The 26447-nt window shown below is 62.5% G+C and carries 25 protein-coding genes; 15 read left to right on the forward strand and 10 right to left on the reverse strand.

Annotation, left to right across the window (positions count from 1 at the left end; translation table 11 throughout):
* Positions 1 to 183 precede the first annotated feature (183 nt).
* The 6 genes from J3P94_RS15020 to J3P94_RS15045 all read left to right on the forward strand — a co-directional run bounded on the left by J3P94_RS15020 (position 184) and on the right by J3P94_RS15045 (position 6922).
* Positions 184 to 1254 (forward strand): sensor histidine kinase, encoded by a 1071-nt coding sequence (locus J3P94_RS15020; protein ID WP_434568584.1) that lies wholly within the window; start codon positions 184 to 186, stop codon positions 1252 to 1254.
* A gap of 18 nt (positions 1255 to 1272) precedes the next feature.
* Entirely contained in the window at positions 1273 to 1923 is a 651-nt protein-coding gene (locus J3P94_RS15025) for a response regulator transcription factor (RefSeq protein ID WP_370870915.1), read from the forward strand.
* A gap of 100 nt (positions 1924 to 2023) precedes the next feature.
* Positions 2024 to 2398, forward strand: coding sequence for a response regulator transcription factor (locus J3P94_RS15030; protein WP_434568585.1), 375 nt, complete (start codon positions 2024 to 2026; stop codon positions 2396 to 2398).
* 421 nt (positions 2399 to 2819) lie between these two features.
* Positions 2820 to 3767 carry an IS110 family transposase gene (locus tag J3P94_RS15035; protein ID WP_434568586.1) on the forward strand — a complete coding sequence of 316 codons (948 nt, stop codon included), beginning with the start codon at positions 2820 to 2822 and terminating at the stop codon, positions 3765 to 3767.
* Positions 3768 to 4593: 826 nt separating this feature from the next.
* Entirely contained in the window at positions 4594 to 5796 is a 1203-nt protein-coding gene (locus J3P94_RS15040; protein ID WP_434568587.1) for an NAD(P)/FAD-dependent oxidoreductase, read from the forward strand.
* A gap of 214 nt (positions 5797 to 6010) precedes the next feature.
* Positions 6011 to 6922 carry a LysR family transcriptional regulator gene (locus tag J3P94_RS15045; protein WP_434568588.1) on the forward strand — a complete coding sequence of 304 codons (912 nt, stop codon included), beginning with the start codon at positions 6011 to 6013 and terminating at the stop codon, positions 6920 to 6922.
* A 180-nt stretch (positions 6923 to 7102) separates the two neighbouring features.
* On the opposite strand, the gene J3P94_RS15050 is transcribed toward J3P94_RS15045, so the two are convergent.
* The 8 genes from J3P94_RS15050 to J3P94_RS15085 all read right to left on the reverse strand — a co-directional run bounded on the left by J3P94_RS15050 (position 7103) and on the right by J3P94_RS15085 (position 16156).
* Positions 7103 to 8143: an ABC transporter substrate-binding protein gene (locus J3P94_RS15050; protein ID WP_434568589.1), complete on the reverse strand. Its 1041-nt coding sequence runs from the start codon at positions 8141 to 8143 to the stop codon at positions 7103 to 7105.
* A gap of 51 nt (positions 8144 to 8194) precedes the next feature.
* The gene (locus J3P94_RS15055; protein WP_434568590.1) at positions 8195 to 9577 is read right to left on the reverse strand and encodes an aspartate aminotransferase family protein; all 1383 of its coding nucleotides are present in this window, start codon (positions 9575 to 9577) and stop codon (positions 8195 to 8197) included.
* Positions 9574 to 11022 carry an APC family permease gene (locus tag J3P94_RS15060; protein WP_434568591.1) on the reverse strand — a complete coding sequence of 483 codons (1449 nt, stop codon included), beginning with the start codon at positions 11020 to 11022 and terminating at the stop codon, positions 9574 to 9576. Before J3P94_RS15060 ends, J3P94_RS15055 begins: the two co-directional genes overlap by 4 nt.
* Positions 11023 to 11085: 63 nt before the next feature.
* Positions 11086 to 12579, reverse strand: a complete 1494-nt coding sequence (locus tag J3P94_RS15065; RefSeq protein WP_434568592.1) for an aldehyde dehydrogenase — start codon at positions 12577 to 12579, stop codon at positions 11086 to 11088.
* A 15-nt stretch (positions 12580 to 12594) separates the two neighbouring features.
* On the reverse strand, positions 12595 to 13764 hold the full coding sequence (argE, locus tag J3P94_RS15070) for an acetylornithine deacetylase (protein ID WP_434568593.1): 1170 nt from the start codon (positions 13762 to 13764) through the stop codon (positions 12595 to 12597).
* Positions 13757 to 14431, reverse strand: a complete 675-nt coding sequence (locus J3P94_RS15075) for a DUF1028 domain-containing protein (RefSeq protein ID WP_434568594.1) — start codon at positions 14429 to 14431, stop codon at positions 13757 to 13759. The genes argE and J3P94_RS15075 overlap by 8 nt, the downstream gene beginning before the upstream one ends.
* Before the next feature lie 10 nt (positions 14432 to 14441).
* Entirely contained in the window at positions 14442 to 14852 is a 411-nt protein-coding gene (locus J3P94_RS15080; protein WP_092327904.1) for a RidA family protein, read from the reverse strand.
* The gene (locus J3P94_RS15085; protein WP_434568595.1) at positions 14852 to 16156 is read right to left on the reverse strand and encodes a flavin-containing monooxygenase; all 1305 of its coding nucleotides are present in this window, start codon (positions 16154 to 16156) and stop codon (positions 14852 to 14854) included. The genes J3P94_RS15080 and J3P94_RS15085 overlap by 1 nt, the downstream gene beginning before the upstream one ends.
* Positions 16157 to 16586: 430 nt before the next feature.
* On the opposite strand from J3P94_RS15085, the gene J3P94_RS15090 reads away from it, so the two are divergent.
* The 6 genes from J3P94_RS15090 to J3P94_RS15115 are packed head-to-tail and all read left to right on the forward strand — an operon-like array spanning position 16587 to position 21552.
* Entirely contained in the window at positions 16587 to 17009 is a 423-nt protein-coding gene (locus tag J3P94_RS15090) for a nuclear transport factor 2 family protein (RefSeq protein WP_434568596.1), read from the forward strand.
* On the forward strand, positions 17006 to 17761 hold the full coding sequence (locus J3P94_RS15095; RefSeq protein WP_434568597.1) for an SDR family NAD(P)-dependent oxidoreductase: 756 nt from the start codon (positions 17006 to 17008) through the stop codon (positions 17759 to 17761). The genes J3P94_RS15090 and J3P94_RS15095 overlap by 4 nt, the downstream gene beginning before the upstream one ends.
* A 3-nt stretch (positions 17762 to 17764) precedes the next feature.
* Complete coding sequence (locus tag J3P94_RS15100; protein ID WP_434568598.1) at positions 17765 to 19012, forward strand: NAD(P)/FAD-dependent oxidoreductase; 1248 nt, start codon at positions 17765 to 17767, stop codon at positions 19010 to 19012.
* The gene (locus J3P94_RS15105) at positions 19009 to 19824 is read left to right on the forward strand and encodes a DUF1365 domain-containing protein (protein ID WP_434568599.1); all 816 of its coding nucleotides are present in this window, start codon (positions 19009 to 19011) and stop codon (positions 19822 to 19824) included. Before J3P94_RS15100 ends, J3P94_RS15105 begins: the two co-directional genes overlap by 4 nt.
* On the forward strand, positions 19796 to 21064 hold the full coding sequence (locus J3P94_RS15110; protein WP_434568600.1) for a class I SAM-dependent methyltransferase: 1269 nt from the start codon (positions 19796 to 19798) through the stop codon (positions 21062 to 21064). Before J3P94_RS15105 ends, J3P94_RS15110 begins: the two co-directional genes overlap by 29 nt.
* The gene (locus J3P94_RS15115) at positions 21061 to 21552 is read left to right on the forward strand and encodes a DUF2878 domain-containing protein (RefSeq protein ID WP_434568601.1); all 492 of its coding nucleotides are present in this window, start codon (positions 21061 to 21063) and stop codon (positions 21550 to 21552) included. Before J3P94_RS15110 ends, J3P94_RS15115 begins: the two co-directional genes overlap by 4 nt.
* A 14-nt stretch (positions 21553 to 21566) precedes the next feature.
* Here the strand turns inward: J3P94_RS15115 and J3P94_RS15120 are convergent, their stop codons facing one another.
* Both J3P94_RS15120 and J3P94_RS15125 read right to left on the reverse strand, forming a co-directional pair.
* Entirely contained in the window at positions 21567 to 21872 is a 306-nt protein-coding gene (locus tag J3P94_RS15120; protein WP_434568602.1) for a DUF6482 family protein, read from the reverse strand.
* Positions 21873 to 22111: 239 nt separating this feature from the next.
* Complete coding sequence (locus J3P94_RS15125) at positions 22112 to 23167, reverse strand: LacI family DNA-binding transcriptional regulator (protein ID WP_434568603.1); 1056 nt, start codon at positions 23165 to 23167, stop codon at positions 22112 to 22114.
* Positions 23168 to 23294: 127 nt separating this feature from the next.
* Between J3P94_RS15125 and J3P94_RS15130 the strand changes: the two genes are divergently transcribed.
* From J3P94_RS15130 to J3P94_RS15140, 3 genes are all read left to right on the forward strand, one after another.
* On the forward strand, positions 23295 to 24218 hold the full coding sequence (locus J3P94_RS15130) for a TIM barrel protein (RefSeq protein WP_434568604.1): 924 nt from the start codon (positions 23295 to 23297) through the stop codon (positions 24216 to 24218).
* 20 nt (positions 24219 to 24238) lie between these two features.
* Positions 24239 to 25408: a Gfo/Idh/MocA family protein gene (locus J3P94_RS15135; protein WP_434568605.1), complete on the forward strand. Its 1170-nt coding sequence runs from the start codon at positions 24239 to 24241 to the stop codon at positions 25406 to 25408.
* A 130-nt stretch (positions 25409 to 25538) separates the two neighbouring features.
* Positions 25539 to 26441, forward strand: coding sequence for a sugar phosphate isomerase/epimerase family protein (locus tag J3P94_RS15140; protein ID WP_434568606.1), 903 nt, complete (start codon positions 25539 to 25541; stop codon positions 26439 to 26441).
* Positions 26442 to 26447 lie beyond the last annotated feature (6 nt).

Raw genomic sequence — 26447 nt, forward strand, 5'->3', positions numbered from 1 at the left:
TGTCCTACCCCGAGGCAAGGGGCAGCTTTTAAGATTCAAGACGATGCCCCCGTGTCCACCGCCACCGGGACCGGACCGACAAGACAAAAGAAAGGTTGCAGCGTGCCCACACCCGCCATGATGTTCAAAAGCATCTACGACAGCCTTCGGTATCAGCCGCCTCCGAAGGCATCGAGCCCTTCTATGGGCATCAGCTCTCACCCGCTGGTCAACGCCCTTGGCTGGGCGGTCGGCCTGGTCGTGGCCTGCGGGATTGTCATCATTAATTCCGAAACCCATTCCGACCTGGCACCGACGCTGCTGTACATCACCTTGCTGCTGATGGCGGCCAACCTGTTTTCAATCAACCTGGTGATCACCGTTGCGCTGCTGTGCATGTTCCTGCTGACGGCGATGTTCCTGTACAACGGCGGTTACCACCGCTGGGAATCGACCACCGGGTTCTTCCGTTGCCTGACGGCCCTGTCAGCCATCGCGTTTCTCGCACTGCGCAGCAAGCATGCCTCGGACCGCCTGCGGCATAACCAGGCCTACCTGATCGAAGCCCAGGCGCAGTTGGCCCATGCCACGCGGCTGACGTCCCTGGGGGAAATGGCCGCCTCCATCGCCCATGAAGTGAACCAGCCGTTGACGGCCATTACCAGCAGCGGCGAAGCCTGTCGCCGCTGGCTGGACCGTCCGGTGCCCGACCTCAAGGAGGCCCTCGACTCGCTGGACCGGATCGTCGCCAACGCGTGCCGCGCCAGTGAAGTCATCAATCGGACCCGGGCGATGGCGCGCAAATGCGACCCTCTGCGTCGGCCCGAACGATTGGACGAAATCGTCAGCGAAACACTGGATCTGGTGCGCCACCAGCTGGCTCAGCACCAAGTCAGCCTAAAGGTAGACCTGACGGCGGCAAGCCTGGTCGACGCTGATCGGGTCCAGCTGCAGCAGGTGATCATCAACCTGGTCTCCAACGCTTGCCACGCCATGGAAACGCTCCCGGTGCGCGACCGAATCCTTTACGTGCGCACCTGGACGCACGCGCACGAGGTGCTGCTGGCGGTGACGGACCGGGGAATCGGCATCACGGCCGAGACACTGCCCTCATTGTTCAACCCGTTTTTTACCACCAGGGAAAACGGCCTTGGCATAGGCCTGTCGATCTGTCGCTCGATCATCGATTTCCATGACGGCAGGATCTGGGCTACCAGCGAGGCAGGCCAAGGCACCTCGTTCACCTTTTCGTTGCCGTTGTTAGCCAAAGCCTGACCTGTGCGGACCCCTGCCATGAACCCAAGCCACGCCATGCCCCCTGCTCTCGCCCATGAACCGATTGTCTACGTGGTCGACGACGACGCATCGTTACGCGAAGCCCTTCGCAGTCTGCTGCGGTCCATTGGCCTGTTGGTCGAGCTGTTCGACTCGGTGACGGATTTCATGGGCCATCCACGTCCCGACGCGCCCAGTTGCCTATTGCTCGATGTGCGCCTTCGCGGCACCAGCGGGCTGGACTTCCAGCAGCAGTTGGCGAACGCCGGAATTCATCTGCCGATCGTATTCATGACCGGGTATGGCGACATTGCCATGACCGTGCGGGCCATGAAGGCCGGTGCGGTGGATTTCCTGACCAAGCCGTTTCGCGAACAGGACCTGATCGATGCGGTGTCCGCCGCCCATCAGCGCGACCGACTGCGCCGCGAAGCCGAGCGTGGCCAGCAGGCGCTTCAGGACCGTTACGCCACGTTGACCGCCCGGGAGCGCCAGGTTATGGCACTGGCGGCGTCGGGCCTGATGAACAAACAGATCGCCGGGCAAATAGGCCTGAGCGAGATCACCGTCAAGATCCACCGAGGCCAGGCCATGCGCAAGATGGCTGCGCGTTCGTTTGCCGACCTGGTGCGCATGGCCCAGGCCCTGGAACCGGGCCGCGATCGTTGAAAGTTCATACCCACGTATACTAGGCGCGGCTTTTGGACCGCGTATCTTGCAGTGATAGGGGCGCTTTAATAGCGACCTGATATTACTGCCAGGTTTCGAAATGTCCGACAGCGCAATTATTTCTGTTATCGATGACGATGAATCGGTTCGAGTTGCATTGGATGGTTTGCTGCGCTCTCACGGGTATCGCGTCAGGACTTATGCCAGTGCCGTCGCCTTCCTGTCTTCAGCCGGGTTTGAAAACACCGCGTGCGTGCTGTCGGACATACAAATGCCGGGCATGACGGGCATTCAGTTGTGCGATGAGCTCTATGCCCGAGGAATCGACATTCCGCTTGTTTTCATCACGGGCCTGCCTGTTGTGCCCGCGCTGGCCATACCGGGGGGTTGCGGTCCCGTGGCGGTTTTCCCCAAGCCGTTCAGGTGTGGGGAGTTGGTTGCTTGCATCGAGTCGATTCTTGAACGGTCGGTTTAGATTGGTGTGTATATCCCCGCGATGGCAGTAGGTCAGCCAATGAAGATGTTGGATGGGCTGGCCCCTTCGCGAGCAGGCTCGCTCCCACAGTGACTCAATGTGGGATATGAAATCTGTGTTTGCCAAAAATCCAATGTGGGAGCGAGCTTGCTCGCGATGCGGTGGGTCAGCCAATGGAGATGTTGAATGGGCTGGCCCCTTCGCGAGCAGACTCGCTTGTATGGTAGGACTTGAAGGGAGGAGGAGGGACTAGGCTCGATTCTGACTGTTAGCCGCAGTACAGACCGTGGGAGATTTCACCCCTCCTCCTTTCACCCAAGCGCCGATAAAGAATGCATCTGGCCTAGACCGACGATAGGAACAAGCCTGCGCCTCTGGGTGAACCCTTCAAGTGTTCAAACCTTAGCCCGGAGGATTTTCAATGGCAATGCCCGTCGCCACCGCCCAGCCGATCGTAGGTGTGGATGTCGCCAAAGATGAGTTGGTGATTTATCACGCCCAATCCGATCGACTCGAAACGATCCCCAACACCAAAGCTGATATCAAGAAGTGGCTCAAGGCATTACCTGCGCCAATGGATGTCGCCATCGAAGCCACGAATATCTATCACCAGGACTTCGCCGATCTGGCTTATGCGCATGGCTGTGTGATTTATATGATCGGCGGTTACGAACTCAGTCATTACCGCAAAGGTGTGAAAATGCGCGCTAAAACCGATGCGCTGGATGCTCGGTTGTTGGCTCGCTACTTGAACAACGAAGGCCACCAGTTGCACCCTTGGTCCCCGCCATCGCCCCTGTATTGCAGGCTTATAAGCCTTTTCCGGCGGCGGGCAGCCTTGGTTCAGGCGCGTGTCAGCCTCAAGCAAAGCTGGTCAAACGAACCGTTGCTCAAAACGGCCTTTGAGAACCAGATAAAGGCCATGCAAAGACTCGAAATTTTGCTTGAGAAAACAATCCAGACGCAGTTGGATGCAGCCGGTTTGGGCAGTCAGCTCAAGCGCTGCATGAAAGTCGAAGGCATCGGTCTGTTAAGCGGTGCCCGTTTGCTCACGTCGTTCCAGCGTGGAGATTTCAGAAATGCCGATGCCTTCATCGCTTTTCTGGGTCTGGACCTGCGCATATCGGACTCGGGAAAAAAGAAGGGACGCCGCTGCCTGTCTAAGCGAGGTGATCCGGAGGCACGCCGATTGATGCACAACGCCGCGATGTCGGCGAGTCGCACGGCGGCGTGGAAGGGATTTTACGAGGGTTTGAGGTCCCGAGGGCTCAGCACAACCGAGGCATTGGTAGCGCTGGCCCGCAAGCTTGCCCGAGTGGTATTCGCTCTGTTGAAGAACCAGAGCGAATACTTACCAAAAGGCATTTAGGGGCTAGTCCTGCACCATAGAATCTCCCACAGGGGTTCTCTGTATGCCATGAATCAGCGTTTGCCAAAAATCCAATGTGGGAGCGAGCCTGCTCGCGAAGGCGGTGGGTCAGCCAATGGAGATGTTGAATGGGCTGGCCCCTTCGCGAGCAAGCTCGCTCCCACAGGGGTTCTCTGTATGCCATGAATCAGCGTTTGCCAAAAATCCAATGTGGGAGCGAGCCTGCTCGCGAAGGCGATGGGTCAGTTGCATAAGTGCCAGCATGTGCCCCGCTCTTGCTCTTGCTCTTGCTCTTGCTCTTGCCCTTGCCCTTGCTCTTGCTCTGCTTTTGATTTTGATCTCAGCGCCCCATTAACCACGCTGGCCGAACGCAGGCATTGCGCAGTGGGTAACCCGGCATGGATGCCGGGTTAGCCGCGCTGGGCCATGGATGGCCCTTCGCGGCGGCCCACGGAGCAATGCCGGAGTGAGGGCATGCCGAGCCTAGGCGAGGCACCGAGTGGTGGGGCAAAGCGCTTTTGCTTACTTTTGGCGCTCCTCCAAAAGTGAGCCGCCGTAAGGGCGGAACCCTAAGTGGCCGCGACTGCGAGAACGGATATACACACATACCTCCGTATACCCCCCTCACACCCACGCATACCCCCACTGACCCTATGTAGAAGTGTCGAACCCAGAGCCACCCCCTACCATCTCCCACAGCGAACCGAAGCTGAATGCGCCCGATGATTTCAACCATCAGGCCCCACAGCTTCGGGTACCTCGCAACACGGTCACGCTGAAACCTCAAACAATTCAACGTATCGATTTTCGTCTTCGGGAGCTCATCATGAAACAGCACATCTTGATTGTCGGCGCCGGTTTCGGCGGCGTATGGAGCGCACTCAGCGCCGCCCGCCTGCTCGACCAGCATGATCGCAACGACGTACAGATCAGCGTCCTGGCCCCCCAGCCGGAACTGCGTATCCGCCCGCGGTTCTACGAGCCGAACGTCCATACCATGATGGCGCCGTTGGGCGCGCTGTTCGATGCGGTCGGCGTGAACTTCGTCCAGGGCGTGGCCGAGAACATCGATGTCAGCCGCAAGCAGATCAGCTACCGCGACGTGTCCGGCAGCCTCGCGACGCTGGGCTACGACCGACTGGTACTGGCCGCGGGCAGCAAGCTGGTTCGCCCTGACCTGCAAGGCATGCTTGAACACGCGTTCGATGTCGATGAGATCGAACAGGCAACACGCCTCGAAGCCCACCTCAACTCGCTCGGGAACCTGCCGGACAGTCCCGCACGCAATACCGTGGTCGTCGCAGGCGGTGGTTTCACCGGCATCGAAACCGCCACCGAAATGCCCGCCCGTCTGCGCGCCGTCCTCGGCAGCGACGCCGATGTCCGCGTGATCGTGGTGGACCGCGGGCCGAAAATCGGTGCGGCACTGGGTGAGGGAATCAGCCCTTCGATCATCGAAGCGTCCGAGCACCTGGGCATCGAGTGGATCCTCAATGCTTCGGTCGAATCGGTGGATGCCGGCGGTGTCACCCTCTCGGATGGCCAGCGCATCGAGTCCAGCACCGTTATCTGGACCGTAGGCTTTCGCGCGAGCCCTCTCACCGAACAGGTGCCCGCAACCCGCGACCGCCAGGGCCGTCTGCATGTCGACGGGCATTTGAAGGTGCTCGGGCAGAACGATATCTACGCCAGCGGCGATGTGGCCTATGCCGCCACCGACGAATTGGGCAACTACGCGGTCATGTCCTGCCAGCATGCCATCGCCCTGGGTCGTTATGCGGGCAACAACGTTGCCGCCGACCTGCTCGGCGTCGCGCCGATGACCTACAGCCAGCCCAAGTACGTGACGTGCCTGGACCTGGGCGCCTGGGGCGCGGTGTACACCGAAGGCTGGGACCGCCAGCTCAAATTGGTTGGCGAGGAAGCCAAGGAGCTCAAGACCCAGATCAATTCGGTGTGGATCTACCCGCCCGCCGCCGATCGGGCAACCGCCCTGGCCGCAGCCGATCCATCGATTCCCGTGGCCTGATTCCTCTCGCCTGATTCACGCGCCCGGCCCGGCCAGTCCTTCTGCGCCGGTCTTTCCCAGACGCCTGCCAAGTTTGTTTCGGCGGGCGTTTTTTCTACCCGCGCGGCGAGCCAGCCTGGATATCGCCACTGCCCAGCAAAATCCGTTGCAACGTCCATCGCCCTGCATGAGCGACACACGGTAAGGTAGGCAAAAATCCGGATCGAGGTGTGTCGTGGCGTCCTACTCCCTGCGTCAGTTGAAGTACTTCGTGACCACCGTGGAATGCGGCAGCGTCGCCGAAGCCTCGCGCAAGCTGTACATCGCCCAGCCATCGATTGCCACGGCGGTAAAAGGCCTGGAGGACAGTTTCGGCGTGCAATTGCTGATCCGCCATCACGCCCAGGGCGTCTCGCTGACGCCCGCCGGTGCGCGTTTCTATCGCAAGGCCCAGGAACTGCTGCGCATGGCCCGGGAGTTCGAACAGAACGCGCTGGCGGACAACGATGTGGTCAGCGGGCAGATCGACATCGGCTGCTTCGAGACCGTCGCCCCGCTCTACTTGCCACGGCTGATCGCCGGGTTCCGGGAGCGTTTTCCCGGGGTGGAAATCCGCGTACAGGATGGCGAACAGCAGGAGCTGGTCCAGGGCTTGACGGGGGGACGTTTCGACCTGGCGATTTTTTATGAGCACGATCTGGACAGCACCATCGAAACCGAAGCGCTCACCGCGCCGCAGCGGCCCTATGCGTTGCTGCCGGAGGGGCATCGCTTCGCCGATCAAGGCCAGGTGTCATTGCGGGACCTGGCGCTCGAACCGATGATCCTGTTGGACGTGCAGCCCAGCCGGACCTATTTTGTGAGTATCTTCGAAGAACTGGGCCTGACGCCGAACATTGTCTTCAGTTCGCCCTCCATCGAGATGGTGCGCGGCATGGTCGGCCAGGGATTCGGCTTCGCCGTGCTGGTTACGCGGCCGCAATCGAGCTGCACCTACGACGGGCAGCGAGTGGTGTGCGTCAACATCGCCGAGGACGTGACAGGTTCAGCGCTGGTGGCCGGCTGGCTCAAGCGCGCGCACTTGACCAAGCCGGCGCAGCTGTTCGTGGATTATTGCAAGGAGCAGTTCGGCGAGTGGCTGGCGTAGCCCACCCTTGCGCCCAGCCGCTCCCCCGTGGCGAGGGAGCTTGCTCCCGCTGGGCTGCGAAGCAGCCCCAAAAAAGCCTGACAGGGTCCACCACCACAGGCTCAAACAAAGGGGCTGCTGCGCACCCCAGCGGGAGCAAGCTCCCTCGCCACAAGAGCGGTTCGCCAGGAATTTCAGTGCCTAGCGAGCCGCCCAGGCATTGAAGCGCTGCTCAAGCTCTTCACCATGGTCCACCCAGAACTCGGCATCCACCGCTCGCGCTTGCGCCAGGTTGGCCTCGGCCGTGGGCAGTTGCTCGCGTATTTCGGCGGGCAGCAAGGCCAGCGTCTGGCGATGCACCGGTCCGTAGGGAATGTTTTCCGAGAAGACTTTCTGCGTCTGCGGCTGGCTGGCAAAGGCAATGAATTTCTCGGCCAGGGCCTTGTTCGGCGTACCTTTGACCACCGCCCAGTACTCTGGGTCATACAGGCTTTGCGGCCAGACGATGCTCAGTTTCATGCCTTCCTTCTGTGCCGAGGCGATGCGCCCGTTGTAGGCGGCGCTCATGGCAACGTCCCCGGCCACCAGCCATTGCGCCGGCTGCGCACCCGCCTCCCACCACTGGATGTTCGGCTTGATCTGATCGAGCTTGGCGAAAGCACGTGTCACCCCTTCCGGCGTGTTCAGCACCTTGTACAGATCCTCGGCCTTGACGCCATCCGCCAGCAAGGCGATTTCCAGGGTGTACTTGGCACCCTTGCGCAATCCGCGTTTACCCGGGTACTCGCTCACGTTCCAGAAATCCGCCCAGGATTGGGGCGCCTTGGCGAGCTTGCCCTGGTCGTAGGCCAGGACCATCGACCAGACATACGTCGCCACGCCGCATTCGGTAAGCGCACCCGGAACAAAATCCGCAGCTTTTCCGATCGCCGCCGGGTCGAGTTTTTCGAACAGACCTTCCTCACAACCGCGCAGCAGCTCGGGACTTTCCACCTCGACCACATCCCAACTGGTGTGCCCGGCCGCGACCATGGCCTTGATCTTCGACAGCTCGCCGTTATATTCGCCGGCGACGATGTTTCCTGCACCGCTGGCGTTGAAGGGTTGGAAGTAGGCCTTGTCCTGGGCCAACTTGGTGGCGCCGCCGAATGAGATCACGGTCAGGCTTGGTGGCGCGGCCAGGACGCTGCTGCTCAGCAACGCCAGGGCACACGCAATGTTGCAACGCAAGGATATGGACATGAAGCGGTTCCTCGAAAATGCCGGCTCGCCCGCACGAGCCGGCGATGGGGCTCAGAGGCGACCGTAAGCGCGGGCGGTGCGGTCTACAGCAATACGGGTCTTGTCGACCAGTTCATTGATGTCGGCATGGCTGGCCACCAGCGCCGGCGCCATGATCATCCGGCCCAGGGTGGAGCGGATGATCAGGCCTTCCTCGAAACCGAAGGTGCGACATTGCCAGGCCATTTCGTTTTCATTGGCGAAGCGCTTGCGGCTGGCCTTGTCTTCGGCCAGTTGCAGGGCCGCGACCAGGCCGGCGCCCTGGATCTCGCCAATCAGCGGATGGCCATCGAAGATTTCCCGCAAACAACGCTGCAAGTACGGGCCGGTGTCTTCCTTGACCTGGGCAACGATGCCTTCGTCGCGCAGGGCCTTGAGGTTGGCTATCGCCACCGCCGCCGCCACCGGGTGCCCGGAATAGGTCAAGCCGTGGGCAAACACCCCGCCCTGCTCGACCAGCACCTCGGCCATGCGTCTGGACAGGATCAGGCCGCCCATGGGGATGTAGCCGCTGGTGAGGCCCTTGGCGATGGACAAGGTGTCGGGCTGGAAGCCGAAGTATTCATGGGCAAACCATTCGCCGGTTCGACCGAAGCCGCCGATCACCTCGTCGGCGCACAACAGCACATCGTATTGACGACAGATGCGCTGGATTTCCGGCCAGTAGCTTTCTGGCGGAAAGATCATCCCGCCGGCGCCCTGGAACGGTTCGGCCACGAACGCCGCGACATTTTCGGCGCCCAGCTCAAGGATTTTTTCTTCCAGCTGCCGGGCCGCGCGCAGGCCGAATTCGGAGGGCGTCAGGTTACCTTCATGGGCGAACCAGTAAGGCTCATCGATATGCGCCACATCCGGAATCACCCCGCCCATCTCGTGCATGAATTTCATGCCGCCCAAGGCCGAGGCCCCCAGGGTCGAACCGTGATAGCCATTCCAGCGACCGATCATGATTTTTTTCTGCGGCTTGCCAAGAATCTGCCAGTAACGGCGCACGGTCCGAATCAGCACCTCGTTGGCCTCGGAGCCGGAGTTGGTGTAGATGGCGTGGCTGTAGTGATCCGGCAGCAGGCTGAAGAGCAATTCGGACAGTTCCACCACCGCCGGATGAGTGGTGTGGAAGAACATGTTGTAGTACGGCAATTGCTCCAACTGACGGCTGGCCGCGGCCGCCAGGTCCTGGCGGCCGTACCCGAGGTTGGTGCACCACAGGCCCGACATACCGTCCAGGTAACGCTTGCCGTCGTTGTCCCATAGCGCCAGGCCTTCACCGCGGACGATCACCCGCGGCCCTTCGGCGTTGAGGGCTTTCTGGTCGAGAAACGCGTGAATGTGGTGCGCCGCATCCAGCGCCTGATATTCGCGGGTGCTGCGGGTGGGGTTCAGTGGCGCGTTCATTGAAGGTCTCCTTGCTTGTTGATGCTGTCGGTTTCGGTGCCTTGCGCAGCTGCCAACGGCTCGGGTTTGAACAGTGGTTTGCCCATCACACATTTGATCCAAACCACCGCGATCAACGAAACGATGCCCAGCACCACACCGGCACTGGTAAAAATCGGAATCGTCATCTCGGGGCTGGGAGATACGTGCCAGATGGCGAAGAGCATGCCGGCGATGCCGAACAGCTGGGGCAGCGGGTAAAACGGCGTACGGAACGGCCGATGCGCATCGGGATACCGTCGGCGAAGGGCGATCACGTTGATGTGGGTGATGATGTAAGCCAGCAGCCAGGCCAGGGCGGCAGCCAGCAGCAGAAGGTTGATGGCGTCGGGGCTGTCGTGCATCAGCAACAGCGGCAAACCGGTGACCAGCGCCACGAACAGCACCGCGACCCAGGGCGCGCCGCTGCGTTTGCCCTGGCGCTTGAAGACGCCGAACGCCTGGCCGCTACGGGCCATGCCCAGCAACATACGTGGGATGGCGGCAAGTGAACTGTTGAGCGTGCTGCACGTCGCAGTGATGGCGGCGGTCACCAAGAACACCTGTCCAGCCTCGCCGAAAACGGTGGTCGCGAACAGGTAATGTGGCAGCCCGTTACTGGCCAGCTCAGCCTGGGGAACAGTGAGCAGCGCCCCCAGGCAGTACAAGCAAATGACGACGAAGATCACGGTGAGGCCGATCATCATCGAAGCAGGAATGTTGCGCTCCGGACGCCGCGTATCCTCCACCAGCGGACAGACGAACTCCGCCCCGACGAAGCCCCACACCGCCATCGCCGCCAGGGCAATTACCCCGAGGCCCATGGGGTTCCAGCCGGAAGGCGCGACCAGCGTAGACACGCTGCTGGCACCGTCACTTGTCAGGGCGCCGAGCCCCATCACCAACAACATCACGGTCATGACCAGCGCCAGAACGGTCTGCAGCCGCGAGAAAATGTCGATGTTGAACAGGTTGAGCACGGTGAATAGACATAAAACGCCAAGCGCGACACTCAGCGGCGGCATCGAATGCGGGTAGACCTTGTCAATGATGAATTCCATCAGCAGCAGCTCTGCCGACAAAGCAAACATCGCCACCACCACATACCCGGAGAAGGTCGCCAGAATGGCCGGGAACTGGCCGATGGCGACTTCGGTGTAGCTGCTCAGGCTGCCAGCGCGAGGGATCATCAGCGCCAGTTCGGAAAACGAGCAGGCGTAACTCAGGGCCAGCAGCCAGGCCAGGGTCAACGGGATCACAAACCCCAAGCCGGCGATTCCGGCGCCCTGCAACATCAGCACCATGACGCCTTGGGAAACCACCAGGCCCACGGCCACCGCCAGCAGGGCACTCAGGCCCAGCCGTTTGCGCGGGCCGGTCACGGCGGGAGTAACGGTGTGTAGCGGCACGCTCGAGGAACTGTCCATCGGTTGCTCCGTTTTGTTGTTTTTAGGAAGAACAAATCGATTGCGCTGGAGACCTGGGTGCGGTCAATCGCGCAACTGGATCCAGGTGGTCTTGAGTTGCGTGTACTTGTCGAAAGCATGCAACGACAGATCACGGCCAAAGCCCGACTGTTTGCCGCCGCCAAAGGGCACGCTGACGTCCAGCGCATCCACCGTGTTCACCGAAACAGTGCCTGCGTTCAAGCGTCGCGCTACGCGATGGGCGCGGTTCAGATCGTCGGTCCACACCGAGGCTGCCAGCCCATAGATATGTTGGTTGGCCAGGGCGATGGCCTGCTCTTCGTCATCGAATACGCTGATCGCCAGCACCGGCCCGAACACTTCCTCCCGGGCCAGCTGCATGGCGGGTTGCACGTGGGTAAAAATTGTCGGCTCAATGAAATTGCGCGAGCCGTCGATACTCAACTGGCGTCCGCCGCAAACCAGCTTTGCCCCATCAGCCTGGGCCTGCTGGATGTATTGCATGATTCGCGCGGTCTGGCGCGTATCTACGATGGCCCCGGCGCGGCTCGCGGGATCGAGGGGGTTGCCGGGGTGCCACTGCCGCGCCTGATCGATCAGGCGCTCGACGAATTCGTCGTGAATCGACCGTTCCACCAGCAGCCGCGAATTGGCCGAACAGACTTCGCCCTGGTTGAAAAAGATGCCAAACGCGGCTTTTTGCGCGGCCAGATCCAAGTCCTGGCAATCGGCGAACACCAGGTTCGGGCTCTTGCCACCACACTCCAGCCAGACTTGCTTGAGGTTCGATTGCGCCGAGTACTGCATGAAGCACTTGCCGACCTCCGTGGAGCCGGTGAACACCAGCGAATCCACGTCCGGATGCAAGCCGAGTGCCCTTCCCGCCTGCTCGCCCAGGCCCGGCAAGACGTTGAGAACCCCCGGCGGCACTCCCGCTTCAAGGGCCAGTTCAGCCAGGCGCAAGGCCGAAAAAGGTGACTGCTCGGCGGGCTTGAGCACCACGCTATTGCCCGCTGCAAGAGCCGGCGCAAGCTTCCAGGCGGCCATGTCCAACGGAAAATTCCATGGCACTACCGCCGCGATCACTCCAAGCGGTACGCGGGTAATGGTGGCCAGGACATTCGACGCCGAGGGAGCCACCTGATCGTAGAGTTTGTCGAGGCTTTCGCCATACCAGGCGAACACATGGGCGGCGCCAGGCACGTCGATATTCCACGCGTCCATCACCGGCTTGCCCATGCTGACGGAGTCGAGCAGCGCCAATTCCTCGCGATGGGCGAGCATCAGTTGCGATAGACGCAGAAGCACCGCTTTGCGCTCGCTCGGCGCCATGCGCGTCCAAGGGCCTTGCTCGAATGCCTTGCGCGCACTGAGTACCGCAAGGTCGACGTCCGCCTCGGCGCAGGCGGCGACCGTCGCCAGCAGCGCGCCATTGGCCGGGTTGATCACCTCGAACCGTCCACCGCCGATAGCTTCGTGCGGTACGCCGTCAATCAGCGCCTTGTCACGCAGACGCAGTTGGGCGGCCCGAGCCTTCCAGTCATTAAATTCGTTCACGGGTAATTCCTTGGATCAAACGTCATTGGGTTCGCTGAGGTAAATCGCCAGGCGGTCCATCAACCGGTCGCAGGCAGCCATTTGCTCAACGCTCACGTATTCGTCGGGCTTGTGCCCCTGGTCCATGCTGCCGGGCCCGCAAACCACCGTCGGGATACCGGCCTGATCAAACAGCCCACCTTCGGTGCCGAACGCCACGGTGCCGAAGGCCTCGCTGCCGCACAGCCGGGCTATGAGACGCGCGGCTTCGCTGTCCGGCGCAGTCGCCAGGCCCGGGTAGGCGGACAGGTGTTCGAAACGAATCGCGGTGTCGGCGCTAACCGCGCGCATCCTCGGCAGCAGCGCCTGGTCGGCGTAATCCTGCAATTTCTCGACCACCCCCTGCGGGGCAAAATCCGGCAAGGCGCGCACCTCGAAATCGAAGCGGCAGTCGGCCGGAACGATGTTCAATGCGGTCCCGCCCTGGATCACGCCGACCTGCACGGTCGAGTAAGCCGGATCAAAGCGCCCATCGTGTCGCGACGGTTCGGCCAGCTCTGCACCGATCTCTCCCAGGCGACCGATCAGGCGCGCCGCCTGCTCGATGGCGTTGACTCCATAAGGCGCGTAGGCCGAATGACACGGTGCGCCTCGGACGTGGCAGCGCATCGCCAATTTGCCTTTATGACCGAGCACCGGTTGCAGCTCGGTGGGCTCACCGATCAGGCACAAGGCCGGCTGAGGGATGCGTTGCGGCAGCACCTCCAGCAGACTGCGCACGCCCAGGCACCCGACTTCTTCGTCATAGGAAAACGCCAGATGCAGCGGCCGTCTGAGCGGGCTGGACAGGAATGTCGGCACCGCCGCCAGCACCGAGGCCAGGTAGCCTTTCATGTCCGCCGTACCGCGCCCGAACAGCTTGCCGTCCATCTCGCTCAGGCAGAACGGATCAACCGTCCAGGCCTGGCCGTCCACCGGCACCACGTCGGTATGCCCGGACAACACCACACCGCCAGGCACCGACGGGCCGATGCTCGCCAACAGGTTGGCCTTGGTGCGCTCGGCGTTGTAGATCAGCTCGCTGCTTACCCCCAGGCCTTGCAGGTAATCGCCCACGAACTCGATCAGAGCCAGGTTCGAATCACGGCTGACCGTGGCAAAGCCCACCAACTCGGCGAGCAAAGCGCGACTGCGCAACTCACTCATCGCCCGGCACCCCGTAGCTTGGTGCCAGGGTCGGGTTGAGCGCGCGGGTCAGGTAGTCCTGCAGTTGCGGTTGATAGGCGAGCCAGAGTTTTTTCAGTTCACCGATGGGATTTTCGTCGGCCCAGTCCACCCGCAGATCGACGATGGGCCAGGTCAGGTCATCCACCACCGACAGCGCTGCCGAATGCACCGCACCGGCCTCTCCACCTGCGGCCTGCCCAGCCTGCAACGCCCCAAGCAGGCGTGACGCGAGACTGCCCTCGCCCTGCTCGAACGCCGCGACCATGGCCGCGATGACTCCGTCGCTCGCCAGCAGATTGCCGGCCGCCACACACTGCTCACCTGGCTGGGCGCCGTGAATACCCAACGCGTGGCGACCGCTGAAGACCGCGGTACGTCCCTGGGCATCCACCACCGCGACCTGGCGATATTCGCTATAGCCGTTACGCGCCAAGGCATGGTCCAGCGCCTCTTGCGCCGTCTGGCCGGCGGCCAGTTCATCAAGAATCAGCGGCCCCAGGGCCGGCAAAGTGATGTTCTGGCTCGACACGGCACCGGCACCGGCCCGCAGCCAGGGGCAACGGGCGCCGACGGCGATGCTCGATGAGCTGATGGCGATGCCCAGCTGGCCAGTCTCGGCGCAGCGTCCGACGATGGAAAACGTCATGTCGTGCTCCTTATTCGGGAATGACCGCAATCACGTCGATTTCCATCAGCCACTGCGGCTGGCCGAGGGCGCTGACCACCAGCCCGGTGGAAATCGGGAACACGCCCTTGAGCCATTTGCCGACCTCCTGGTACACCGGCTCGCGGTAGCGCGGGTCGATCAGGTAGGTGGTGGTCTTGACGATATGGCTCAGGTCGCTGCCGGCTTCCTCCAGCAGTTGCTTGACGTTGCGCATGGCCTGTTCGGCCTGGGCCCGTGGGTCGCCGAGGCCCACCAGTTGACCGCTGAAGTCAGTGCCAACCTGACCGCGCACATACACGGTATTGCCGGCGCGAACCGCCTGGCACAGGTCGTTGTCCAGCGTCTGGTTCGGATAGGTGTCTTTGGTGTTGAACATGCGGATGCGAGTATGAGTAGGCATCAGCGGACTCCCATGAGGCTGGTTTTCGAAGGTTGCGACTGGCGCTGGGAGGCATCCCGGTAATCGAGATAGGTGCGCTGCTTGATGATGTGGTCGCTGATGTGCCGGGCGTCGTGCCACACGCCCCAGATAAACGCCGAGCCCCGCCGCGACAGCCATGGCAGGCCGACAAAATAGAGACCCGGCTCGCTGCAGACCCCGCGCTGATGCCGTGGCTTGCCGTCGGCTTTGAACGCATCGACTTTCAGCCAGCTGTAATCCACCGAATACCCGGTGGCCCAGATGATGGTGCTGATGCCCGCCTCGATCAGATCCAGTTCCAGGATCGGCTGGGTCATGCATTCGGGGTCGGGCAACAACCGACGTGCCTCGGGCTCGGGCGGCAGGTCCAGGCCGTTGCGCGCGATGTAGGCATCGGCGGCGTCAAGCAGTGCCAGGTAGTTTTCATCGCCACGGGCAATGTTTTCATTGAGGTTGGGTTCAAAACTCACCGTGCTGCCGTTGAACGCCCGGGTCAGTCCCACCAGCGTGATGCCCTCATGGGCCAGCCGCCGGAAATCCACGGTGTGCCCGCCCCGCGCGCCACTCACGGCGATGGTCACGTGCTCCTTGCCCGGCTTGACCGCTTCGGCGTCCCACTCGCCCAGCACCCCCAGCCACCAGCAAAAATCGCGGTTGCGATAGGCCCGCGGCGGACGATCATGGGCGCCCACCGAGAGGTAGACCGGCTTGCCGGCGCGCTGCAATTCATCGGCGATCTGCACCCCCGACGACCCGGCGCCGACCACCAGCACGGCGCCTTCGGCCAACTGCGCGGGGTTGCGATATTGCGCCGAATGAATCTGCGTCACCGTGGCCATGTCAGGCGCGATGGGCGGGATGACGGGCCGCTGAAATGGCCCGGTGGCGACCACCACGTTGGTAGCCTCGATCCGGCCGTCCGACGTTTCAATGGCGAAGCCCGGGCGACCGGCATTGCGCTCGACGCTGCGCACCTCCACGCCGGTGCGGATCGGTGCGTCGAATTTGCGCGCATAGGCTTCGAAGTACTCGGCCACCTGGTCCTTGGAAGCAAAGGCGTCCGGATCGAGCCCTTCGAATTCCAGTCCTGGAAAGCGGTCATGCCAGGCCGGGCCATTGGCAACCAGCGAATCCCAGCGCGCCGTGCGCCAGGCTTCGGCAATGCGGTTGCGCTCCATCACCAGATGCGGCACGCCCTGGCGGCTCAAATGTTCACTCATGGCGACACCGGCCTGGCCGGCGCCTATTACAAGCGTATCGATAAGTAGGGTTTCAACGGGCATGTCTGGGCACTTCCGGCAGAGGGTCTGGTTCAGGTCGGCATGGCGCCGCCTCGGGTTCTGGTTTCTTGTTGTTCGAAACGAGCTGTCGAGGCGATTGTGTTGGCAGGTGGGGATTTGCGAAACGAGGCTTTTTATTGCGGCTGGGAAGGAAAAAACTGGCAGGCAAAAAACTGCGTCAAGCAAGGACGGCGCAGGCAAAGACGGGCAGATAAAAGCGCTTTAACGGTGCATTCAGACCGGTCGAGCCGCAAACGCCTTGATCTCAAATTTCTCGTGTTGGCGTTGAAACGGCAGGGTATCCAGCCACGCCCGAGTAAATTGTACAAAATCGTAAAATACTTATACAAAATGCTTTAACTCGTACAACTCATGCAGTACGCTCCGAAAACTTGTACATGAACAACATTATGTACAACTTTCGGAGCCTGACATGTCCGCATTCCTCAAGGGTTTCGCCCACGCCTTCGCCGCACTGGACGCCAGTCGCCTGGACCAGCTCGACAGGCTCTACAGCGCCGACGTGCTGTTCCAGGATCCGTTGCACCGGATCGAAGGCCTGCCTGCCCTGCGCGAATATTTCGCCCAGCTCTACGCCAATGTCAGCGATCTGCACTACGACTTCCATGGATATGACGAAATCGCTCCCGGCGAAGGTTACCTGCGCTGGACCCTGCGCTTTCGGCACCCACGCTTGAACGCCGGCGCGCCGGTCGACTTGCCCGGCTGCAGCTACCTGCGCTGGAATGATCGGGTCTATTCGCACCGGGACTTCTTTGATGCCGGCGCCCTGCTCTACGAGCACTTGCCCGTGTTCGGGCCGCTCATTCGCTGGCTCAAGCGGAGGCTGGCATGAGCCGCATCTGGCTGACCGGCGCCAGCAGCGGCATCGGTGCCGAACTGGCGAAGGTGTTGCTTGAACAAGGTCATCGCCTGGCGTTGAGCGCGCGGCAAGCCGGCCCGCTGCAAGCATTGGCCGAGCGTTATCAGGATCAGGTCCTGGTGCTCCCGGGCGACTTGACCGACCGGGATCAGGTAGTCGCGATCATCCAGCACATCGACCGGGAATGGGGCGCCCTCGATCAGGTGATTCTCAACGCCGGCACGTGCGAATACCTGGAGCCGGGACACTTCGACGCGCGCCTGGTGGAACGGGTGCTCAATACCAACCTGCTGGGCACCTGCCACTGCCTGGACGTCGCCCTGCCCTTGTTGCGTCGAGGCCAGAACCCGCATCTGGTCGCGGTGTGCAGCGCAGTGACCTGGCTGGCCCTGCCGCGCGCCGGTGCCTACGGCGCATCCAAGGCCGCGTTGCGCTACCTGTTTGAATCGTTGCGCATCGACCTGGCCGACGAGGGCATTGACGTCACGCTGGTCAGCCCCGGATTCGTTGATACGCCGCTGACCCAGCGCAATGACTTCGCGATGCCCATGTGCTGGCCGGCCGAACGCGCGGCCCGGCACATCGCACGGCGACTGCCTGCCCGCCCTCTGGAAATCGCGTTTCCGGGGTTGTTCATCGTGGTCATGCGTCTGCTCGGGCATCTGCCCGCACGCTGGCGGCTGGCGCTCGGCCGGCGCCTGGCGCGCAAATCCGGGGAGGCTTGAAGCATGCGCATCGCAATTATCGGCAGCGGTATCTCGGGCCTCACCTGCGCCTATCTGTTGTCTCGCCAGCATCAGGTCAGCCTGTTCGAAGCCGACAACCGGATCGGCGGGCATACCCATACGGTGGATGTCGAATGGGCAGGCCAACGCTACGGCGTGGACACCGGCTTCATCGTGTACAACGACTGGACCTACCCCAACTTCATTCGCCTGATGGACCAGTTGGGCGTGGCTTCGCGCCCGACGGAGATGAGCTTTTCGGTGCACGACCCGGCCAGCGGCCTGGAATACAAGGGCCACACCCTGGGCAGCCTGTTTGCCCAACGACGCAACCTGCTGTCGCCGGGGTTCTGGGGCATGCTCCTGGATATCCTCAGGTTCAACCGGCAGGCGACCGCAGACCTGCTGGCGCAGCGCATCGATGCCTCGACCCGGCTGGGAGATTACCTGCACGCGCAAGGTTACGGCCGACGTTTCATCGAGCAATACATCCTACCCATGGGGTCGGCGATCTGGTCGATGTCACCGGCTGGGATGATGGAATTCCCGCTGCAGTTTTTCCTGCGTTTCTGTCACAACCACGGCCTGCTGTCGGTTGATCAGCGTCCGCAATGGCGGGTGATCGAAGGCGGATCGCGCGGCTATATCGAGCCGTTGTGCGCGGGTTTTCGCGAGCATATCCACCTCGATTGCCCGGTGCGCCGGGTAAGCCGCGACGCCGATGGGATCACCGTGCACAGCCGCCGTGGTATCGAGCGGTTCGACAAGGTGGTATTCGCCTGCCACAGCGACCAGGCCCTGGCTTTGCTGGAAACGCCCAGCGTCGCTGAAGCCGAGGTGCTCGGTGCGCTGGCCTACGCCCGCAACGAGGTGCTGCTGCATACCGATACCCGCCTGTTGCCGCAGCGCCGGAAGGCTTGGGCGAGCTGGAACTATCGGCTTGGCGGCCCGCCCGAGGCGCCGGCCGCGCTGACCTACAACATGAACATCCTCCAGGGCCTGGATGCCCCCGTGACGTTTTGCGTGAGCCTCAACCAAAGCGAGTCGGTGGAACCGACCCAGGTACTCGCGCGCTTCGACTACGCCCATCCCCAATACAGCCTCGCCGGCGTGGCCGCACAGGCACGCCAGGGCGATCTGCAAGGACGCCAGCACAGCTACTTCTGCGGTGCCTACTGGGCCAACGGTTTTCATGAGGATGGCGTGGTCAGCGCGCTTGCCGTGGCGCGGCATTTCGGAGAAACCCTTTGAACAGCAGCCTGTGTCACGGCTGGATCGGCCACCGGCGCCAGACGCCACGGGTGCACGCGTTTCGCTACCCGATCGGCATGCTTTACCTGGACCTCGCCGAGCAGGAACAGGTGCTCGGCCTGTCGCGCTTGCTGCGCCCGTGGCGCATGGCCCCGTTGTGCTGGCGTGAACGTGATTACCTGCCGGCCCTGACCCGTGAAGGTATTCCGCTGATCCAAGCGGTGCGGACGATCGTCGAGCAGGCTCTGGGATCAGCTCCCCAAGGCGCGATCCACCTACTGACCCAACCGCGCAGTTGGGGCCTGTCGTTCAACCCGGTGAGTTTCTATTTCTGCCACGAAGCCGACGGGCGCCTGGCGGCAATTCTCTGCGAAGTGCGCAACACCCCCTGGCGCGAGCGCCACCATTATGTGTTGCCGGCAAGCCCTGGCGAGCCCCATGCGTTCCAGGTCGCCAAGGCATTCCATGTCTCACCCTTCCTGCCACGGGACATGGATTACCGCATGCGCTTTTTGATCCAGGACACCCGCATCCGCGTACGCATGGAGAACTGGCGTGCCGGCCACAAGGTGTTCGAGGCCGACCTTGCCTTGCAACGTGCGCCCCTGGACGCACCGGCATTGCGTCGTTATTTCCTGGCCTTCCCGTGGATGAGCCTGCGCACCGTTAGCGCCATTTACTGGCAGGCGCTGCGCCTGCTTTTCAAACGCACGCCCCTGCACGACCACCAGGCCAGCCATGGCGACCTGAGTGTCGGCGAACCTGTCCATGAGGATCCTGACGATGTCCGAACCCACCCTGAGCGTCACTAAGGCGGGCGGTACCTGCCCATTGAACGGCGGTCTGTTCAAACAGGCCGTACTCGCGCAACTGCGCCGTTTGCGTCATGGCCACCTGCGCCTGATGCTGGAGGGCGAGCCCCTGAGCTTCGGCGACGCGACCAGCCCATTGGTGGCCGACATCGAGATACTCGACAACGCCGTTTGGGGCATGGTCGCCGGCAACGGTTCGATCGGTGCCGCCGAGGCTTACATTCAAGGTTACTGGCGCAGCAATGACCTGACTGCCGTCACTCGCCTGTTCGTCGCCAATCTCAGCGTGCTCGACGCGATGGACAGCGGCCTCGCTCGCCTGGGGCGGCCGTTGCTGCGCGGATTGCACTGGCTCAACCGCAACAGTCGCAAAGGCTCGCGGCGCAACATCATGGCCCACTACGACCTGGGCAACAGCCTGTTCGAACGCTTGCTCGACCCGACCATGATGTATTCGGCGGCCATGTTCGAAAATCCCGACCAGAGCCTCGAACAGGCGCAGATCAACAAACTCCAACGCATTTGTCGCAAGCTCGACCTGCGCCCAGGTGACCATCTGTTGGAGATCGGCACCGGTTGGGGCAGCCTGGCTATCCATGCCGCCACCCACTACGGCTGTCGGGTCACCACCACGACGCTTTCCGAGGAGCAGTACGCGCACACGTGCCAACGTGTCGAGGCGCTCGGCCTGCAACAGCGCATCGAAGTGCTGCGCAAGGACTACCGCGACCTGGAGGGACGCTTCGACAAACTGGTGTCGATCGAAATGATCGAAGCGGTCGGCCATCGCTACCTGCCCGAATACTTCCGCTGCTGCGCCGCGCTACTCAAGGACGACGGGTTGATGCTGTTGCAAGCCATCACCATCCGTGACCAACGCTACGAGCAGGCCCGCCGCTCGGTGGATTTCATCCAGCGCCACATTTTTCCAGGGGGCGCGTTGCCTTCGCTGTCGGTGTTATTGCAGACCGCCAGCTCCCAAACGCCGCTCAACCTGTTGCACCTGGAGGACTTCGGCGAGCACTACGCGCGCACGCTACGGCACTGGCACGACAACTTCCGGCAATCGCGCCAGGCCTTGCTGGAGCTGGGTTACGACGAGACGTTCCAGCGCCTGTGGGAGTTCTACCTGTGCTACTGCGAAGGCGGATTCCAGGAGCGTGCGATCGGTGTCGCGCAACTGCTGTTCGCTGCGCCAGCGGCTCGCCCGGTGCCCTTGCAGGAACACCTGCAAGGATGAAGAGCCGCAGCTGGCTGATAGGCAATGCGCTCTGGCTGCAATTGGGCTGGTGGGGCTGTGTATTGGGTGCGCAACAGCCCGCATGGCTGCTGGCGGTCGTCGCCGGGTTAGGCGTCCACCTGGGGTTGTGTCCCGATCCGAAAAGCGAGTGCCAGGCGCTGTTGCGTGTCGGGGCGAGCGGGATGCTGTTGGATGGGAGCCTCGGCGCCCTGGGCCTGTTCGGGTTCAACGAGAGTCCCTTGCCCTTGTGGCTGGCCCTGCTCTGGCTGGTCTTCGCCACGGGTTTACGGCATAGCCTGGCCTGGGCAAGCAGTCCCGTATGGCGTGGCGCCCTGGCCGGCATGTTTGGTGGCCCTCTCGCCTATTGTGCCGGCGCTCCGCTGGCTGGCGTGACGCTGCCGCTGGGCGTAACCGGCACCGCGTTGATCCTGGCACCGTTATGGGCGATGTGGCTGCCATTGGCCGTGCGTCTGGCCGACCCGCGCTGATCCGGTGCGGCGGTTTACCAAGGCTCATCGAGGAAAATCGGCAACCGTAACGGCGTGATCGGCTCTTCACGCTGGCCGCACATTTCATCGTGGACGACCTGCTGCACCAGCATGCAAGGCAAGCGCGGAACTTCACGCAGCAGCTCGCGCAAATGGGTAGCGGAGCGCACACGCAACGTACGCCCCGACTCATCGAGCAATGTGCGTGTTTGTCCATCCAACTGAGCTCGCAGCAGGTAGATGCCGCCCTCCAGCGACAACAGCTCCAGCCCGACGACTCGCCCCTCCACAGCCAGCGCAACCAGATCCTTCAGGGTCATGGCGTACTGCTCCTGGCGCGGGTTGGATCAAGCCCGAGCAAACGCTGACGCAGTTCGGGTTCACGGGTACGAGGATCAAGCCAGAACAACGCCAAGGCGAGACTTACGATAGCGAGCAGCCCTCTGTCGGCTGCGAAAAAGCTGTGCATTGACGAATTTCCGGATTCTCAGAGGTCTCCGATAATTGTACAAAATGCACAACTTGTACAGATACTGTATAAAAATTGCAGGACGCTTCGCTAAACGCTTTCCTGCACATCAACCTGAAGCGGAACCACTCTCCTGGTCACCGGCCCTGTCGGCGCGGTCGTTGCGGCCTCGACCAAGGCATCGACAGCCTGTTCGGCCAGCGTCACCACCGGGTGGGACAACACTGCCTGGACCAAGCCGGTTTTCAACGCTTCGCGCGTGAGCGGCGTGAGGTCATGACACACCACGACGGGCAGGCGCTGTTGCTGTGCCTGGAAGCTGCGCAAAGCCCGCAGCACTCCGGCAATGCCGCCGCCCGCCACATAAAGCCCCGCCAGATCGGGCTCAGCCGTGAGCAAGTCGAGGGTGTTGCCATAGGCGAATTCATCGTCTTCCAGGGTCAGGCGCGAGGCTAGCAGTTCCCATTCGCTGGAATGCTCCACCAGATAGCTGCGAAAGCTCAGCTCGCAGAGTTCCTGGCACTGGAAGCGCTGGCTGCTGAGCATGACCACCGCCGGCCCGGGCTGCCTGGCGAGGCGGCTGATGAACCAGCCCGCCGTACGGCCGGTGAGGCGATTGTCGAGACCGGCATAACCGGTGCCGGCGGTACTCGACAATTCCGACAGCAGCGCAACCACCGCAATGCCCGTCTCGCGCAGTTGGCCAACGGCCTCGCGTACCCGAGGATGGTCGACTGCCACCACCCCCAGGCCGTCCACCTGATCGCGCAGCGCCAGGATGCGTTGCGCCACGTTGACCGGGTCGAGATCGTCGAGATAACCGATGACCACGCGAATCCTCGCGCGGGTGCAAATCGCGGCGGCGTTTGACAGCGCGTGAGCCAGCCCCTGGTAAAAGGGCACGCCGCTTTTTTGCAACAAGAACCCCAGACGCAACGTGGGACGGTCGTTGAGCACACGCTGCTCGATCACGCCCTTGGCATGGAAGCCCAGTCGTGCGGCGGCGGTGGCGATGCGCTGGGCGGTATCGGCCCGCACATCGGCACGCAGGTTCAGCACCCGGTCGACGGTAGACAGGCTGACCCCGGCTTCGCGAGCGACATCGGCCATAGTGGGACGCAGTTTGCGCCGTGGATTTTCTGACATGTCTTGACACCTCTTCCCGGCATCATGAGGGGTTTTGACAGATTAAGCCACGCCCCCATGGCCGCCCTTCCGGCAACCCAATAGCATCAGGACCAAGCCAATAAAAACAATGTCGCCGGAGTGCTCCATGACGATCCACATCTGCACCGCGCCTTGCTGCTGGGGCGTCGACGACGTCAACAACCCGTTCCTGCCGCCATGGCAACGCGTGCTCGACGAGGCCGCCGAGGCCGGTTATCGCGGTATCGAGCTTGGGCCCTACGGATTTCTGCCGCTGGACACCGGCATCCTCGAACCAGCCTTGTCCAAGACTGGCTTGCAAGTGGTCGCGGGAACGATTTTCGATGACGTGGTGAGCCCGGCCAACCTGCCCGAACTGCTGCGCCAGACCCATGGCATCTGCACGCTGCTCAAACAATTGCCGCCGATAAAGCAGCAAGCGGGCCAGCGCTTTGCCGGTCCCTACCTGGTGATCATCGATTGGGGCCACGACGCGCGCGACTACGCCGCCGGCCACTCGGACCGCGCGCCCCGCCTGGACGATGCCCGCTGGAGCGCAATGATGACGCACATTCGCGCCATCGCCGAGATCGCCTGGCACACCTACGGCATCCGTGCCGTCATCCATCCTCACGCTGGCGGCCATATCGAATTTGCCGATGAACTGGCGCGCCTGGTGGATGACATTCCCCATGAAGTCGCCGGGCTGTGCCTGGACACCGGTCATCTCTATTACGCAGGGATGGACCCGGTCGCATCGCTGCGCACCTACGCCCATCGCCTGGACTACCTGCACTTCAAGGATATCGACCCGACGGTTTTCGATCAGGTGCTGAACGAACACATCCGTTTTTTTGCCGCCTGCGCCCGTGGCGTGATGTGCCCCATCGGGCGTGGTGTCATCGATTACCCGGCGTTGCACAGCCTGGTGCAGGAGCTGGGTTACCACGGCTGCATCACCGTCGAACAGGAACGCGACCCGCGCGACGCCGCGGCCAGCCTGGACGACGTGGCAGCCAGTCGCGCCTACCTCGCCAACATCGGCTTCTGACCCGCATAAGGACTTTTCTCATGATCAACGGCAGCAAAACCCTTGCACGGCCTATCCGCTGGGCCATGGTCGGCGGCGGCGAGCACAGCCAGATCGGCTACATCCACCGCTCGGCCGCCCTGCGCGATCGCCACTTCGAGCTGGTTGCCGCCGCGCTGGACATCGATCCCGACCGTGGCCGGGCCTTTGGCGAACAGTTGGGCATCGACCCAGCGCGCTGCTACGCCGACTACCTGAGCCTGTTCGAACTTGAGGCGCAACGGCCCGATGGCATCCAGGCGGTATCGATCGCCACACCCAATGGCACCCATTACGCCATCACCCGCGCCGCACTTGAAGCCGGTTTGCATGTGGTCTGCGAGAAACCGCTGTGCTTTACCCTGGAAGAGGCCGAAGCGTTGCGAACCCTGGCGCGATCCAGAGGACGCATCGTCGGCCTCACCTATGGATACGCCGGGCACCAGTTGATCGAACAGGCCCGGGCGCTGATCGCCGCACAGGAGCTGGGTGAAATTCGCATGGTGCACATGCAGTTCGCCCACGGTTTTCACAGCGCACCGGTGGAGGCGCAGAACCCGGCGACCCAATGGCGCGTCGACCCGCGCCAGGCCGGGCCCAGCTATGTGCTGGGGGATGTCGGCACTCATCCGCTGTACCTGGCGAAGGTGATGCTGCCCGAGCTCAGGATCAAGCGCCTGATGTGCAGCCGGCAAAGCTTCGTCGCCAGCCGCGCGCCGCTGGAAGACAACGCCTACACCTTGATGGAATACGAAGGCGGCGCCATGGGCATGGTCTGGTCGAGTGCGGTTAATGCCGGCTCCATGCACGGCCAGAAGATTCGCGTGATCGGCTCGCGGGCAAGCCTGGAATGGTGGGATGAGCGCCCCAACCAGCTCAGCTTCGAGATCCAGGGCCAACCCGTGCAAACCCTGGAGCGCGGCATGGGCTACCTGCACCCCGATGCCCTGCTGGATGACCGTATCGGCGGTGGCCATCCCGAAGGGTTGTTCGAGGCCTGGTCGAACCTTTATCGGCGGTTCGCCCTGGCCATGGACGCCGCCGAACGTGGCGACGCCGAGGCGCTCGCCGCCCTGCGCTACCCCGGCATCGACGCCGGCGTGGACGGCGTGCGCTGGGTCGAACGCTGCGTGGAATCAGCCAACCAGGATTCAGCCTGGGTCGCCTATTAACCCCCCGTGGCGAGGGAGCTTGCTCCCGCTCGATTGCGCAGCAATCGCAAAAAAAAGGGGCCGCTGCGCAGCCCAGCGGGAGCAAGCTCCCTCGCCACGGGCAACCGGTTTTATCTCATGGAGAACAACAATGAAAATCGCCCTCGATCCCTACATGCACCGTCACCTGAGCCTGCCGGAGCTGTGTCGCAAGACCGCCGAGCTCGGCTTCGAATACCTTGAACTGTCGCCCCGGGAAGACTTCCTGCCGTGGTGGGTCCGCCCACGCGCCCACAAGGAGCGCATCGCCGAATTCAAGAAAGCCTTGCGCGACCATGATCTGCAACTGGCTTCGCTGCTGCCGATGTACCGCTGGGCCAGCCCCCACGAGGATGAGCGCCGGGCCGCAGTGAACTACTGGAAGGAAGCGATCCAGGTCGCCGTGGAGATGGGGTGCACGACGATGAACTCGGAGTTCGGGCGCGGACCGTCGCCGGATCGCGGGCACAAGGTCAGTTGCTGCGGCGGCGTACACAGCCATGAGTCCAGCGAAGCGGCCTGGTGGCGCTCCATGGAAGAATTGGTGCCGATCCTGGAATCGGAGGGGGTCACATTGAACGTCGAGCCTCATCCGGAAGACTGGTGCGAGACGCTGCAACCGGCCCTGGACATGCTCAAGACCCTCGGCTCGAACAACGTCAAGTTCCTCTATTGCACGCCGCACACGTTCTATTTCGGCGACGACATGAAAGCCATGATCGCCGAAGCCGGATCGATGATCGCCCATGTGCACATCGCTGATACCTACAACCACAAGGCTTCGTCGGGGCTGCGCTACATCGTCAACCCACCCGGGGCGAAAGTGACCGTGCACCAGCACATGGACATGCACCAGGGCGAGATCGACTGGGACCTGTTCTTCGGCGAGTTGGCCAAGACCGGCTTCGACGGCATCGTTACAGCGTGCGTGTTCGGCTGGGAAGAACGCGCGGATGACTCGGGGCGGTTCATGCGCCAGGAAATCCAGGCGTACGTGGACAAGTACTTCAAGTAGTCCGTG

The organism is Pseudomonas sp. Z3-8 (assembly GCF_051131975.1).
Classification (GTDB): Bacteria; Pseudomonadota; Gammaproteobacteria; order Pseudomonadales; family Pseudomonadaceae; genus Aquipseudomonas.

Excerpts from the sequence above, each read along its gene's own strand:
- J3P94_RS15020 (WP_434568584.1), top strand. The coding sequence starts at position 184 with ATGGGCATCAGCTCTCACCCGCTGGTCAACGCCCTTGGCTGGGCGGTC.
- J3P94_RS15025 (WP_370870915.1), top strand. The coding sequence starts at position 1,273 with ATGAACCCAAGCCACGCCATGCCCCCTGCTCTCGCCCATGAACCGATT.
- J3P94_RS15030 (WP_434568585.1), top strand. The coding sequence starts at position 2,024 with ATGTCCGACAGCGCAATTATTTCTGTTATCGATGACGATGAATCGGTT.
- J3P94_RS15035 (WP_434568586.1), top strand. The coding sequence starts at position 2,820 with ATGGCAATGCCCGTCGCCACCGCCCAGCCGATCGTAGGTGTGGATGTC.
- J3P94_RS15040 (WP_434568587.1), top strand. The coding sequence starts at position 4,594 with ATGAAACAGCACATCTTGATTGTCGGCGCCGGTTTCGGCGGCGTATGG.
- J3P94_RS15050 (WP_434568589.1), bottom strand. The coding sequence starts at position 8,143 with ATGTCCATATCCTTGCGTTGCAACATTGCGTGTGCCCTGGCGTTGCTG.
- J3P94_RS15055 (WP_434568590.1), bottom strand. The coding sequence starts at position 9,577 with ATGAACGCGCCACTGAACCCCACCCGCAGCACCCGCGAATATCAGGCG.
- J3P94_RS15060 (WP_434568591.1), bottom strand. The coding sequence starts at position 11,022 with ATGGACAGTTCCTCGAGCGTGCCGCTACACACCGTTACTCCCGCCGTG.
- argE (WP_434568593.1), bottom strand. The coding sequence starts at position 13,764 with ATGAGTGAGTTGCGCAGTCGCGCTTTGCTCGCCGAGTTGGTGGGCTTT.
- J3P94_RS15075 (WP_434568594.1), bottom strand. The coding sequence starts at position 14,431 with ATGACGTTTTCCATCGTCGGACGCTGCGCCGAGACTGGCCAGCTGGGC.
- J3P94_RS15080 (WP_092327904.1), bottom strand. The coding sequence starts at position 14,852 with ATGCCTACTCATACTCGCATCCGCATGTTCAACACCAAAGACACCTAT.
- J3P94_RS15085 (WP_434568595.1), bottom strand. The coding sequence starts at position 16,156 with ATGCCCGTTGAAACCCTACTTATCGATACGCTTGTAATAGGCGCCGGC.
- J3P94_RS15090 (WP_434568596.1), top strand. The coding sequence starts at position 16,587 with ATGTCCGCATTCCTCAAGGGTTTCGCCCACGCCTTCGCCGCACTGGAC.
- J3P94_RS15095 (WP_434568597.1), top strand. The coding sequence starts at position 17,006 with ATGAGCCGCATCTGGCTGACCGGCGCCAGCAGCGGCATCGGTGCCGAA.
- J3P94_RS15100 (WP_434568598.1), top strand. The coding sequence starts at position 17,765 with ATGCGCATCGCAATTATCGGCAGCGGTATCTCGGGCCTCACCTGCGCC.
- J3P94_RS15110 (WP_434568600.1), top strand. The coding sequence starts at position 19,796 with ATGTCCGAACCCACCCTGAGCGTCACTAAGGCGGGCGGTACCTGCCCA.
- J3P94_RS15115 (WP_434568601.1), top strand. The coding sequence starts at position 21,061 with ATGAAGAGCCGCAGCTGGCTGATAGGCAATGCGCTCTGGCTGCAATTG.
- J3P94_RS15120 (WP_434568602.1), bottom strand. The coding sequence starts at position 21,872 with ATGACCCTGAAGGATCTGGTTGCGCTGGCTGTGGAGGGGCGAGTCGTC.
- J3P94_RS15125 (WP_434568603.1), bottom strand. The coding sequence starts at position 23,167 with ATGTCAGAAAATCCACGGCGCAAACTGCGTCCCACTATGGCCGATGTC.
- J3P94_RS15130 (WP_434568604.1), top strand. The coding sequence starts at position 23,295 with ATGACGATCCACATCTGCACCGCGCCTTGCTGCTGGGGCGTCGACGAC.
- J3P94_RS15135 (WP_434568605.1), top strand. The coding sequence starts at position 24,239 with ATGATCAACGGCAGCAAAACCCTTGCACGGCCTATCCGCTGGGCCATG.
- J3P94_RS15140 (WP_434568606.1), top strand. The coding sequence starts at position 25,539 with ATGAAAATCGCCCTCGATCCCTACATGCACCGTCACCTGAGCCTGCCG.